This is a genomic window from Pseudomonas sp. BF-B-15, from assembly GCF_019946675.1.
Taxonomy (GTDB): domain Bacteria; phylum Pseudomonadota; class Gammaproteobacteria; order Pseudomonadales; family Pseudomonadaceae; genus Aquipseudomonas; species Aquipseudomonas migulae.
The window spans coordinates 26309-40573 of sequence record NZ_JAGYFZ010000016.1; the positions used below are offsets into that span (position 1 = coordinate 26309).

Here is a 14265-nt window from a genome sequence, read left to right on the forward strand (position 1 = left end):
CCCATCGCGAGCAGGCTCGCTCCCACAGGAGGATTGCATTCCAATGTGGGAGCGAGCCTGCTCGCGATGGGGGCGGTACAACCGACTAATTTCTCCGGGCTAGAAACTCCAGCAACACCTCAGTCACAATCCGCGGATTCTCCAGATTGGAGATATGCCCCGCCTCCGGCACCAGCACATACGGGCAACCGATCAACTCGGCCATTTCAATGGTTTCCGACGGTGGTCGCGGCTTGTCCTGATCACCACACATCACCAGCGTGGCCTCAGCCTCCAGCTCGCCCAGTCGCGGCAACACATCATCGCGCCCAAATGTGATCCGCCCCATCGGCACGATACTTTCGCGCAGACGCTCTGGCGGCAGCGCAGCCAGTTTTGCGCGGAAATCCTGATACAGCGCCGACTGCGGGTCGATGCCCGGACGGAAGAAAATCGGCACGACGATGTCGAGCAGTTGCGGTGCAATCACGCCGCTGTCTTCGATCTGTTTGAACAACGAAAAATAGTATTGGCGGGTGGGTTCAGGTTCGACACCGACGTAGGTGTCCATCAGCACCAGGCCGTTGATCCGCTGTGGAACCGACAGCGCCAGACGCACACCCCACATGCCACCGACGGAAAGACCGACCAGCGTGACACGGTCGATGTGCAGATGATCGAGCAAGGCCAGCGCCTGACGTGCAATGTCATCCAGCGATTGCGTGCCTTCGGGTAGCGAGCCTGACTCACCGTGGCCCCACAGGTCCAGGGCGATGACCCGGTATTGCTGCGACAGGGCGGCGATCTGCGGCGCCCACATGGTTTGGTCCCAGAGGTAGCTGCCGGCGAGCAATACGGCGGGGCCGGTGCCTTGATCGATGTAGTGAAGGGGTTGTCCGTCAATCGTAACGAAGGGCATTGACTGTTTCCTTTGTGAAAACCGGAGCAGGGAGACTGTGCTGCTGTGGTTCCACAGTCAACCTTGTGGTGCTTTAAGAGGCCCCATCGCCAGCAGGCTGGCTCCCACATTTTGTTCTGCGAACACAGTTCAAATGTGGGAGCCAGCCTGCTGGCGAAAAGGCCCTTACAGACGCTAGAGAATTACAGACCCTCCAACTCCGCCATCAAGTCATTCAACCGATCAACCTTGTCCTCGGTGATGTCACTCGCCGCCAACCCGTCGATGTACTCAGCCAATTCCTCCACCGTGCTGCACTCGAACATCGCCCGCAGCGGCACGTCCCGTTGCAGGGCTTTCTGCACCCGCGACGCAATCTGCGTCGCCAGCAGCGAATGCCCGCCCAACTCGAAGAAGTTGTCGCGCACACCGACCTTTTCGACCTTCAACACCTCGGCCCAGATACCCGCCAACGTCTGCTCCAGTTCATTGCGCGGCGCCTGATAATCCTGGCTCTGCAACTGACCGATCTCCAGCGCCGGCAGCGCCTTGCGGTCCAGTTTGCCGTTGGCATTGAGCGGCATCCGCTCCAGCCACAGCCAGTGCATCGGCACCATGTATTCCGGCAGCTCGGCGCGCAGGCGTTGCTTGATGCGCTCCAGGCGCTCAGTCGGATTAAGTGAAGAATCAGTCGCAACCAAATAACCGACCAGATGCTTGCCGTTCACGCCTTCCTGCACACCAACCGCCGCTTCGCGCACTTCCGGCTGCTCATGCAGACGCGCTTCGATTTCACCCAGCTCGATGCGGTAGCCGCGAATTTTCACCTGATGGTCGATGCGCCCAACGTACTCCAGCACACCGTCACTGCGACGACGGGCAAGGTCGCCGGTGCGATACAGACGATCGCCCGGCGCGCCAAACGGGTTCGGCACAAACACCTGCGCGGTACGCAACGGATCGCTGACATAACCGCGCCCGACACCAGTGCCGGCCACGCACAGTTCGCCCACCGCACCCAACGGCACCAGGTCCAGCGCGCCATCGAGCAGGTACAAACGGTTGTTGTCGGTCGGCGTGCCAATCGGCAAGTAACTGCCGCGAGTCGAGGCCATGTCGACACGGAAGAACGCCACGTCGTCCGAACATTCCGCCGGCCCGTAAGCATTCACCAGCCCGATGTCCGGGTAGCGCAGCAACCATTGGTGCGCGAGTTCCGGCGGCATCGCTTCACCGGTCGGCAGCATCCAGCGCAGGCCGTCGAGGCTCATGCGTTCCTGGGCGAGCATGCCCTGAATCAGCGACGGCACGCTTTCCAGCACGGTGATGCCCTGGGCCGATACATGCGCCAACAAGCCCTGCGGATCGTGGGCAATGGTGTTCGGCACGATGTCCACCCGCGCGCCGAACAACGGTGCGGCAAGGAACTGCCAGACCGATATGTCGAAGCTTTGCGAAGCGGTCTGCGCGATCACATCGGCAGCGCTGAGGTTCAGGTACGGCAGCTTGCTCAATTGGTTGTTGAGCATGCCGCGCTGCTCGACCATCACACCTTTGGGCAAGCCAGTCGAACCCGAGGTGTAGATCACGTAGGCAAGATTGTCCGGGCCGCTGTAGATGCCCGGATTCGCCACCGACACTTCGCTCGCCTGCACCTCTTCCCACACCAGCAACCGTGGCCGATTGGCGCAACCGAATTCCTCCAGCAACGCCACCGCCTGTTCGCGACAGGCCTGGGTGCAGACCAGTAACGGCGTGCGGCTCAGGTCGATGATCCGGCTCAGGCGCTGACTTGGCAGCCCCGGATCCAGCGGCAGATAACCCGCGCCGGCCTTGAAGCTGCCGATGATCATCCCGAGCAGATCAAGGTTGCGTTCGGCCAGCAACGCCACCGGCTGATCCAGCCCGACACCGGCCGCGATCAACGCATGGCCGAGACGGTTGCTGCGCTGGTTCAGTTCGGCGTAGCTGTGTTGCTGATCGAGGCAACTGGCGGCGATCCGTTGCGGATGCTGCGCAACCTGCGCTTCAAACAACGCAACGTAGCTCTGCTCCAACGGGTAATCGTGTTCGCTCTGGTTGCAGCCGTGGATCAGGAAATCCTGTTCCTCGGCACCCAGCAGCGGCAAGTCCGCCATGTCGCCATGGAAACCTTCGACCAGCGCCAGCAACAGGCGCTTGAACTCACCGAGCATCCGCTCAACGGTCGACTCATCGAAATAACGCTGGTCGTAAGACAGGTGCAAGCCCAGATCATCGCCCGGATAGCACACCGCCGTCAGCGGGAAGTTGGTGTGGGTGCGGCCCGAATCCGAGGTCGCGTTGAGGCTCTGTGCACGGTCCAGCACCGAGACTTCCACCGGTGCGTTTTCGAACACGAACAGGCTGTCGAACAGCGGTTGGCCCTTCGGCAATTCGCTGTTTTCCTGAATGCTCACCAGCGGCAGGTATTCGTACTCGCGCAGTTGCATGTTGCTGTCGAGCAAGCCGCTCAGCCACTGACGAACGCTGCAACGCTGGTCGTCTTCCGGCATCTTCACCCGCAGCGCGATGCTGTTGATGAACAGTCCGACGGTGCGTTGCATCTCCGGCATTTCCACCGGGCGCCCGGCCACAGTGACGCCGAACAGCACGTCGCGATCACCGCTCAAGCGCCGCAAGACCAGGGCCCACGCCGCTTGGGCGAAGGTGTTGATGGTCAGTTGATGGGCCTGCGCCAGTTCACGCAGTTGCGCACCGTCGCGGGCATCGAGTCGGGTGTAGCGGTCGCCGACGATCATGCCGCCGCTGTCGCCGGCATGTTCACGCAGGAACGGCCGGTCGCTCGGAATCGGCGTGGTCCGTTCGAAGCCTTGCAGGTTGGTTTTCCACCACTGCCGCGCCTCGGCCAGGCTCTGGCGTTGCAGCCAGCCGATGTAGTCGCGGTAGCGCGGCGGCACAGGCAGCTGAGCTTCGCGACCCTCACCCAACGCGGTGTAGATCTCAAAGAAATCGTTCATCAGCAACGAGCGGCACCAGGCATCGATGAGGATGTGGTGGTTGCTCATCATGAACCAGTAGCGCGCTTCGCCAACCTTGATCAAACGCAGGTGGAACGGTGCCTGATTCAGCAGATCGAACCCGGCTTCACGCTCGCTTTTCAGCAACGCCTGCAACTTGGGTTCTTGCTCGTCCTCGGCGATTGCCGTCCAGTCGAGGGACTCGATCGGCGTGCTGCCCGGCTTGTGGATAACCTGCAGCATGTCTTCGCCAACATTCCAGCAGAACGATGCACGCAAGGCTTCGTGACGGGCGATCACCGCTTGCCAGGCCTCGGCAAAACGTTGCGGATCGAGCGCGCTGTTGATGCGGTAGCGGTCCTGCATGTAGTAGAGGCCGGTGCCCGGTTCGAGCAAGGTGTGCAGCAGCATGCCTTCCTGCATCGGGGTCAGCGGGTAGACGTCTTCGATGGCGGCGGCCGGAATCGGCAGTGCATCGAGTTGCGGCTGGGTCAGCTTCGCCAGCGGGAAGTCCGACGGCGTCAGGCCGCCCGCCTCGTCATGCAGGCAATGCACGATCAGGCTCTGCAATTCGCCGAGGTAGGCGTCCGCCAGTTCACTGATGGTTTGCGGATCGTGGCGCTCGGCGCTGAAGGTCCAGCGCAGCACCAATTCGCCGCCGTAGACCTGACTGTCAACGCTCAGCTCGTTGGGCAGCGGCGCTTTCGGATCGTGGGCGGCACCGACCGGCTCATCCAGTGGACGGAACAACGCGTCCGCGCCAAAGCTCTGGTCGAACTGGCCGAGGTAGTTGAAGGTGATCGACGCCACCGGCAACGCGGCCATGGCTTCGCGGCACAGGTCGTCGGCGAGGTAACGCAACACGCCATAACCCAGGCCCTTGTGCGGCACGCCGCGCAGTTGTTCCTTGATCGCCTTGATCGAAGCGCCCTGGCCGGCGGCTTCTTCAATGTTCTGCGGGGTCAGGCGCAGCGGGTAGGCGCTGGTGAACCAGCCGACGGTGCGGGTCAGGTCGATCTCGTCGAACAGCGCCTCGCGACCGTGGCCTTCAAGTTGGATCAGCGCTGATTCATTCCCGCTCCAGCGGCACAGCACGCGGGCCAATGCCGTCAGCAACAGGTCGTTGACCTGGGTGCGATAGGCGCTCGGTGCCTGTTGCAGCAACTGGCGAGTGAACTCGCCGTCGAGGCGTACGCTGACGGTTTGCGCATGACGATTCTGCCGGCCGCCCTCAGGGCGATCACACGGCAATTCGACGCTCGGGCCGGCCAGCTGCGACTGCCACCAGCTCAGTTCTTCACGCAGGGATTCGCTGCCGGCATACGCCTGCAAGCGGGCCGCCCAGTCCTTGAAGGCGCTGGTTTTCGCCGGCAGTTTCACCGACTGCCCAGCCGCCAGTTGGCGATACACCGTTTGCAGATCGTCCAGCAATACACGCCAGGAAACGCCGTCCACCACCAAGTGATGGATCGCGAAGAACAGCCGTTGCTGGCCCTCGGGACCATCGATCAGCAGCACCCGCATCAACGGCCCCTGTTCGAGGTCGAGGTTACGCTGGGCATCGGCAAACAATGCCGCGCATTTATCCATCGCCGGCACATGCACTTGCCACAACACGGGGGCGCCTCCCACCTTCTGGTGCGCCGCCGTCCATGCGCCGCACGCCTCGGTGAAGCGCAAGCGCAAGGCGTCGTGCTGCTCGATCACCGCCAGCAGCGCTTGCTCCAGGCGATGAGGTTCCAGCGCAACGGTCGGTTCCAGCAACAACGCCTGGTTCCAGTGCTGACGCTCGGGCAAGTCGGTGTCGAAGAACCAGTGCTGGATCGGGGTCAGACGCGATTCGCCGGTGAGCAAACCCTGCTCGGCTGTAACCTGCTCGGTGCGGCTGGCCACGGCGGCGAGTGTTTGAACAGTCTGGTGCTGGAACAGGTCACGCGGGCTGAAGTGAATGCCCTGCTGCCGCGCGCGGCTGACCACCTGGATCGACAGAATCGAGTCGCCACCCAGTTCGAAGAAGTTGTCGTTGAGGCCGACCTGCGCGACGTTCAGCACTTCGCACCAGATCTGCGCCAACGTCAGCTCCAGTTCGTTGCTTGGCGCCACATAGTCCTGACGATTCAGCTCGGGGTCCGGTGCCGGCAGTGCGCGACGGTCGAGTTTGCCGTTGGCAGTCAGCGGCATGCTCGCCAGCAGGATCAGATGCGTCGGCACCATGTATTCCGGCAGTTGCGATTTCAGGTGAGCCTTGAGGGCTTCGCGCAGCTCGGCTTGTTGCGCTTCGTCCTGCTCAGCCACTTCGGTGACCAGATAGCCAACCAGTTGTTTGCCGCTCGGGGCGTCCAGCGCCAGCACCACCGCTTCACGGATCGAATCATGGTCCAGCAGTCGGGTTTCGATCTCGCCCAGTTCGATGCGGAAACCGCGGATTTTCACTTGATGGTCGATGCGGCCGAGGTATTCCACCAGACCGTCGACGCGCTGCCGCACCAGGTCGCCGGTGCGATAAATTCGCCCGCCATCCGCTGCAAACGGGTTGGCCACGAAGCGTTCCGCCGTGATGCCCGGACGGTCGTGATAACCCTGGGCCAGACCAGCACCGCCAACGTACAACTCACCAGTCGCGCCTTGCGGCACCAGCGCCAGATCGGCGTCGAGAATGTAGGCCACGCGAGCACCGATCACGCTGCCGATCGGCACACTGCCCAACCCTTCTTCAAGCTGCTGCGGTGCAAGACTGGCCAACGGCATGACCACCGTTTCCGTCGGGCCGTAGGCGTTGAAGAACAGGCTCGGTTTGAACGCCGCACGAATGCGCTGCAAGTGCTCGCCGGTCAACGCTTCGCCGCCGGTGATGCACATGCGCACCGGCAAGGTTTCGCCCTGAGTCGCCAGCCACTGCGCCAGTTGGCTGCCGTAACTTGGGGTGAAGCCGAGGATGTTGATGTTGTGGCGACGGATCAATCCGCAGATTTCTTCTGCGTCCCACTGCCCTTGAGCGCGCAAGACCACTTGCGCACCGCTCAACAACGGCACCAGCAGACGCTCGGTCGCGGCATCGAAGTTGATCGAATAGAAGTGCAGTTCGCAGTCGTCCGCACGCATGCCAAAGCGCTCGATTACCGCGCGGCAGTGCATGGCGATTTCACCGTGGGACACCACCACGCCTTTCGGCTTGCCGGTGGAGCCGGAGGTGTAAATCAGGTACGCCTGATGCTGCGGCAGGCTGATGAACGGCAGCTCGGTGGCCGGGTAGTTGGCCAATTCGGCAGCGTCATCTTCAAGGCACCAGCGACTGACGGTTGTCGGCAGATCACCCAGGGCCTTGAACATCGCCGCATCACTGAGCAGCAAACCGATGCCGCTGTCTTCGATCATGTAATGCAAGCGATCGAGCGGGTATTCCGGATCGAGCGGCACGTAGGCGCCACCCGCCTTGAGGATCGCCAGCAGGCCGATGACCATTTCCAGCGACCGTTCAAGTGCCAGACCGACGCGAACCTGCGGCCCGACACCCCGCTCGCGCAGCATCCAGGCCAGGCGATTGGCGCGGCTGTCGAGTTCGGCGTAGCTCAGGGTTTGCCCGGCGAACGTCAGCGCCGGCGCATCCTTGCGCACCAGCGCCTGTTCGCTGAACAGGTGATGAATGCACTGATCCAGTCGATGTTCACCCGGTTCGATGCCCAGGCTGTCGAGCAGCTTTTGCTGTTCTGTGGTTTCGAGCAACGGCAGTTCACTGAGGCGCTGATGCGGATCGGCCAACAGCGCTTCCAGTAGATTGCGCCAGTGCCCGGCCATGCGCGCAATGCGCGGTTCATCGAACAGGTCGGTGCTGTAAGTCAGGCAGCAACCCAACCGATGATCGAGGTCGGTCACTTCCAGGTTGAGGTCGAATTTGGTCGCTCGCGCATCGTTCGCCAGGTATTCGACCGTCATGCCGGCCAGCGTACGGCTCTGCTGGAACTCCCAGCGCTGCACGTTGCACATCACCTGGAACAGCGGGTTGTACGCAGCGCTGCGCGGTGGCTGCAACGCTTCAACCAGATGATCGAACGGCAGGTCCTGATGGGACTGGCCTTCGATCACGGTGTGGCGCACCTGCTCGAACAGTTCGCCAACGGACATCTGCCCGTCGAGCTGGCAACGCAGTACTTGGGTGTTGAGGAACGCACCGATCAGCCCTTCGCTTTCCGGGCGAATGCGGTTGGCCACCGGCGCGCCGATGCGCAGGTCGGTCTGGCCGCTGTAGCGGTAAAGCAGCACGGCCAGCGCGGCGGTCATGGTCATGAACAGGGTCAGGCCGTTTTGCGCGTTGAAGGCGCGGACCCGTGCCGCGAGATCATCGCTCAGGTCGAAACGGAACAGCTCGCCCTGATGGCTTTGCACCGCAGGACGCGGACGGTCAGCGGGCAACTCCAGCAGCGGATGTTCGCGGCCCAGTTGCGCGGTCCAGTAGTCGAGCTGGCGCTGACGCTCGCCGGATTCCAGCCACTGACGCTGCCAGACGCTGTAATCGAGGTATTGCACCGGCAGCGGCGCCAGTGGCGATTCGCGGTCATCGACGAACGCTTCGTAAAGCGCACTGAGTTCCCGGGCGAAAATGTCCATCGCCCAGCCTTCGGTGACGATGTGGTGCAGGGTCAGCACCAGGTAATGTTCCTGCTCGGCGGTCTTGACCAGGCAGGCGCGCAGCAGCGGCCCGGTTTCCAGATTGAAGGGTTGATGCGCTTCGCTGTCGGCCAATGCCTGCACCCGCTGTTCGCGCAAGTCGGCGTCCAGCGCGGAAAAATCCTTCCAGTCCATGCGCATCCCGGTTTCCGGGTGCACGCGCTGTTGCGCCACGCCGTCGATGCTCGGGAACGTGGTGCGCAAGGTTTCGTGACGCATGATCAGCGCTTGCAACGCCGTCTCGAAGCGCCCGATGTCCAGCACCCCGCGCAACCGCGCCATGCCGCCGACGTTGTAGGCCGGGCTGTCCGGCTCCATCTGCCAGAGGAACCACATGCGCTGCTGGGAATAGGACAGCGGCACCGGTTGGCTGCGGTCGACCTTTTCAATCGGCGGTTGTTTGTTGGTGTTGCCGCTGGCCTGATTCTGTTGAACCTGCCGGGAGAATGCCCCCAGCTCACTGTTTTCGAACAACGCGCGCAGCGGCAATTCGACGTCGCAGGCCTGACGGGTGCGGGAGATGATTTGCGTGGCCAGCAGCGAATGGCCGCCGAGGGCGAAGAAATCGTCGCGCAGACCGATCTGCTTCAAGCCCAGCACTTCACGCCAGATCGCGGCGATCTGCTGTTCAAGTTCAGTCACCGGCTCGACGTGTTCGCGCACCTGCCATTGCGGCTCCGGCAAGGCACGGCGGTCGAGTTTGCCGCTTGGGCTGAGGGGCATTTCGTCAAGGCGCATCAGCTGCGCCGGGACCATGTACTCCGGCAGCTCGGACGCCAGCGCGGCTTTCAGGCGAGCGGTTTGAGTGTCTTCGGATTCACTGGTTTCGATTGCGGTGTAATAGCCGATCAACTGCCCGCCAGCGGCGGTTTCGCGCACCAGCACCACAGCTTGCGCAACATCGTTTTGAGCCAGCAGACGTGCTTCGATTTCTTCCGGTTCGACGCGAAAGCCCCGCAGCTTGACCTGCTGATCGAGACGGCCGAGGTATTCGATCACGCCATCGGCGGTCCAACGCGCGCGGTCGCCGGTGCGATACAGACGTGCGCCCTGCTCGCCCAACGGGTCGACGACAAAACGTTCGGCGGTCAGAGCCGGACGCCCCAGATACCCCCGGGCCAGGCCGATACCGCTGATACACAACTCACCGGGCACACCAGCCGGCAAAGGATTGAGCTCGCTGTCGAGCACGCGGCAGATCACGTTGCCCAACGGACGGCCAATCGGCGAGCGCTCGCCATCGGCCGTGCGGCAATGCCAATGCGTGACGTTGATCGCGGTTTCAGTCGGGCCATAACGGTTGTGCAGTTGCACGGCCGGCAGTTGCTCCAGCACGCGGTTGCGCAGTTCCGCCGGCAACGCTTCGCCGCCCGAGAACACACGACGCAGGCTGGTGCATTCGGCGGTGAGCGGCTCGTCGATGAACAACGAAAGCAGCGGCGGCACAAAGTGCAGCGTGGTCACCCCGTATTGCTGAACCAGTTGGGCAATGCGGTGCGGATCGCGGTGTTCGCCGGGCCCGGCAATCAGCAAACGCGCCCCGGTGATCAGCGGCCAGAAGCATTCCCACACCGACACGTCAAAACTGATCGGCGCCTTTTGCATCAGCACGTCGGTGTCGTTCAGGCGATAAGTGTTCTGCATCCATTGCAGACGCTCGGCGAGCGCCGCGTGGGTGTTGCCGACGCCCTTCGGCTGGCCGGTGGAGCCAGAGGTGTAAATCACGTAAGCGAGGTTTTCGCCGTGCAGATGCAGGCCCGGCGCCTGGCTTGGCCAGTTCTCCAGGTGCAGTGCATCCATGGCGATCACGCTGACGCCATCGGTGGCCGGCAGCCGGTCGAGCAATTCGGTTTGGGTCAGGAGCAATTCGACGCCGCTGTCGCCGAGCATGTACGCCAGGCGCTCGGTCGGGTAATCCGGGTCCAGCGGCACGTAGGCACCACCGGCCTTGATGATCGCCAACAGGCCGATCAACAGTTGCGGCGAACGCTCGGCGGCGATGGCCACGCAAACGTCCGGGCCGACGCCTTTGTCGCGCAGGTAATGCGCGAGGCGGTTGGCCTTGGCGTGCAGTTCGGCGAAGTCCAGGCTGCCGCCGTCCCACAGCAGCGCGGTGCGCTCCGGGTTCAGGCGTGTCTGTTCGTTCAGCAGTTCCGGCAGCCATTGGCTGGCCGGTGTGCACGGTGCGACGCTCCACGAGGTTTGCTGATCGTGCTCGCTCGCGGTCAACAGTTTCAGGTCGCCGACGGTGGTGACCGGCTGCTCGCAAATGGCCCGCAGCAGGTTGCAGAAATGCTCGGCCAGACGCTCGATGGTAGTGGCGTCAAACAGCTCGCTGGCATAGTCGAACGACAGGCTCAGGCGACCGTTACGGTCTTCCTCGCTGTGCAATTGCAAATCGAACTTGGCTTCGCGGCTGTGCCACGGCAGTTCTTCGGCGAGCAACCCGGGCAAGCGACGCAGTGCGCTCAGGTCCCGTTGTTGATGGTTGAACATGACCTGGAACAAGCCTTGTTCGCGGGCCTGCGGGAACGCTTCCAGCAGTTGTTCGAACGGCAGGTCCTGATGCGCCTGGGCGCCCAAGGCCGCCTGGCGGGTTTGCGCCAACAGTTCAACAAATGGCAACCGCGAATCTACCTCGGCACGCAGTACCTGGGTGTTGATGAAGAAGCCGATCAGGCCCTGGGTTTCCAGGCGCGGACGGTTGGCGTTCGGCACGCCGATGCGGATGTCGGTTTGGCCACTGTAGCGGTGCAGCAGGCTCTGGAACGCCGCGAGCAACAGCATGAATGAGGTGGAATCGTGGGCCTGGGCAGTCTGGCGAATCGCTTCGCTGAGGGGCGCAGCCAAACGCACGGTGTGGCGCGCGGCGCTGTGACGGTGTTGCGCCGAACGCGGGTGATCGGTGGCCAGGTTCAGGGTCGGATGCTCCTCGCCCAACTGCGTTTTCCAGTAGGCCAGTTGCCGCTCGCCCTCACCTTGGGCCAGCCATTGACGCTGCCAGCTGCCGTAGTCGGCGTACTGGGTCGGCAATGGCGCGAGCGATGCCGTTTGCCCTTGGGATGCAGCGGCATACAGGCGCGAAAACTCGTCGATCAGCACGTTCAGCGACCAACCATCGGCGATGATGTGGTGCAGCGTCACCAGCAACTGGTGATCCTCGTCATCGAGGCGCACCAGCGTCACCCACAGCAGCGGACCTTTCTCCAGGTCGAACTGGGTGTGCGCTTCGTCCTCGCGGATTTGCTGCGCGCGGGCTTCACGCTCGGCGACGGGCAAATCGCTGATGTCGATCCGTTGCAGGTTGAATTCGCCAGCGGCAATGACCTGTTGCAGCGCCACGCCGTCACGTTCGAAGAAGCGCGTGCGCAGGGATTCGTGGCGTTCGATCAGGTGCTGGAAACTGGCGCGCAGGGCGTCTTCATCCAGTTCGCCACGCAAACGCAAGGCGCCGGGAATGTTGTAGGCGCTGCTTTGCGGGTCGAGCTGCCAGGTAATCCACAAACGGTTTTGCGCGAGGGATTGCGGCATCGCTTCGCTGCGCGACAGCGTGCTGATCGCGCCTTGGGCCAGGCCGCCGTCCTGTTGTTGCTGCGCGACCACGGCGGTAAATGCACCGAGGGTCGGCGCTTCAAACAGCAGGCGCAGGTTCAGCTCCAGACCCAACTCTTCGCGCAAACGCGCAACCACCTGAGTGGCGGCGATGGAGTTGCCACCGAGCAGGAAGAAGTGTTCATCGGCACCGATCTGTTTCACCTGCAATTGCTCGGCCCAGATCTGGCCGATCAAGCTTTGCAGCTCGGAACCCGACTCGGTTTTGGCCTGGTTTTCAGGGGTCGCCGATGGGAACAGTGCGTAGCTGTCGAGGCTGCCATCCGCCAGCCGATTGCGGCACGCCGAACGTTGCAGTTTACCGCTGGAGGTTTTTGGCAATGCGCCCGGATTGAGCAACACCACCACGCTCGGTGCTTCCTGATACGCCTCGGCCACCGCCTGGCGGATGGCTTTGATCAGTGCCTCGGGCGGCAGGATTTTCTGCACGCTGCGACTGATTTCCGCGGCGATGCCGATGCCTTCCTGACCGTCGATGTTCACGGCGAACGCGGCGACGCGACCTTTGCGCACCACTTCCACTTCACGCTCGATGGTCTGCTCGATGTCCTGCGGGTACAGGTTGTGACCGCGAACGATCAGCATGTCTTTCAGGCGACCGGTGATGAACAGCTCGCCGTTGCGCATGAAACCCAGGTCGCCGGTGCGCAGCCAGGTTTTGCCGTCGTGTTGAACAAAGGTCTTGGCGCTGGCCTCGGGGTTGCGCCAGTAGCCATGGGCGATGCTCGGCCCGGTGGCCCAGACTTCGCCGACCGCGTTGTCGGCCAGTTCGGTCAGCGCCAATGGGTCGATAATCAGCACCGCGTGATCCGGCTGGCTGATGCCGCAACTCATGATCGCGCTGCCTTCACCCGCTTCGGCACGGTTTTGCGCCAACGCCTGATCATCCACGCGCAGGTTGCCGATGCCTTGACCACGGGGTGTACCGGCGACGAACAACGTGGCCTCGGCCAAGCCGTAAGACGCCATGAAACTGTCCGGGGTGAAACCGCAAGTCGCGAACTTCTCGGCGAAACGATCGAGAGTGTCGAGGCGAATCGGTTCGGAACCGGAATACGCCACGCGCCAGCCGCTGAGGTCGAGGCGTTCCAGCGCCGATTCACTGACACGTTCGCTGCACAGACGGTAGGCAAAATCCGGCCCACCGCTGATGGTGCCACCGTACTCGCTGATCGCTTCGAGCCAGCGCAGCGGCCGACCGAGGAAGTACGCCGGCGACATCAACACGCACGGCACGCCGCTGAAAATCGGCTGCAACAGACCGCCGATCAAACCCATGTCGTGGTACAGCGGCAGCCAGCTGACGATCACGTCGTCAGGGTTCAGGTCGATGCCGAAACCGTGGCGAATGAGCAACTCATTGGCGACCAGGTTGCCATGGCTGACTTGCACGCCTTTTGGCAGCGCGGTGGAGCCCGAGGTGTATTGCAGGAAGGCAATGTGGTCGCCTTCGAGATTCGGTTCGACCCACTTTGCGGCCAGTGCACCGTCGAGGGTGTCGACGCACAGCAGCGGCGGCGCGCCTTCGATTTGCAGCAACGCATCGCGCAGGCCGGCGCTGGTCAGCAGCAGGCGCGGTTCGGCGTCGCTGATGATCGACAACAGGCGTTCCTGATGATGACGCTTGGCCGACTCCGGCGGATAAGCCGGCACCGCGATCACGCCCGCATACAGGCAACCAAAAAACGCCGCGACGTAGTCCGGACCGCTGGGAAACAGCAGCACCGCGCGATCACCAAAGTCAGTTTCGGCCTGCAACGCGCCGGCAATGGTGCGCGCCCGCTGATCCAGTTCGCGATAACTGAGCACCACCGTCTGATCCGGGGTTTCGGCGAGAAAACGCAAGGCCACCCGATCCGGCGTCAGGGCCGCGCGGCGCTGAAGGGCTTGGACCAGTGTGCCAGGTATTTTGAACGCGTCGGTCATGAGGTTTCCTGCCTGAATTCGGCTTGCAAGTGGAATCGGTTTTCTGCTTTCACGCCCCATCAGGGGCATGCAGGACGCGGTCTTCGCCGACCGCGCGAGGCATTGGGAATGCTGTTTTGGCCGGGGCTTGCGCCCGGAGCCATTCACCAATGAGAACGGATGACGTCTTGAAATAATTAGTCGGCA

General features: G+C 62.8%; 2 protein-coding genes. Both read right to left on the reverse strand.

The window, feature by feature from the left end:
* Positions 1-85: 85 nt before the first annotated feature.
* Positions 86-898: an alpha/beta fold hydrolase gene (locus tag KGA97_RS07670; protein WP_223480524.1), complete on the reverse strand. Its 813-nt coding sequence runs from the start codon at positions 896-898 to the stop codon at positions 86-88.
* A 182-nt stretch (positions 899-1080) separates the two neighbouring features.
* Positions 1081-14079 carry a non-ribosomal peptide synthetase gene (locus KGA97_RS07675; RefSeq protein ID WP_223480525.1) on the reverse strand — a complete coding sequence of 4333 codons (12999 nt, stop codon included), beginning with the start codon at positions 14077-14079 and terminating at the stop codon, positions 1081-1083.
* Positions 14080-14265 lie beyond the last annotated feature (186 nt).

Excerpts from the sequence above, each read along its gene's own strand:
- KGA97_RS07670 (WP_223480524.1), bottom strand. The coding sequence starts at position 898 with ATGCCCTTCGTTACGATTGACGGACAACCCCTTCACTACATCGATCAA.
- KGA97_RS07675 (WP_223480525.1), bottom strand. The coding sequence starts at position 14,079 with ATGACCGACGCGTTCAAAATACCTGGCACACTGGTCCAAGCCCTTCAG.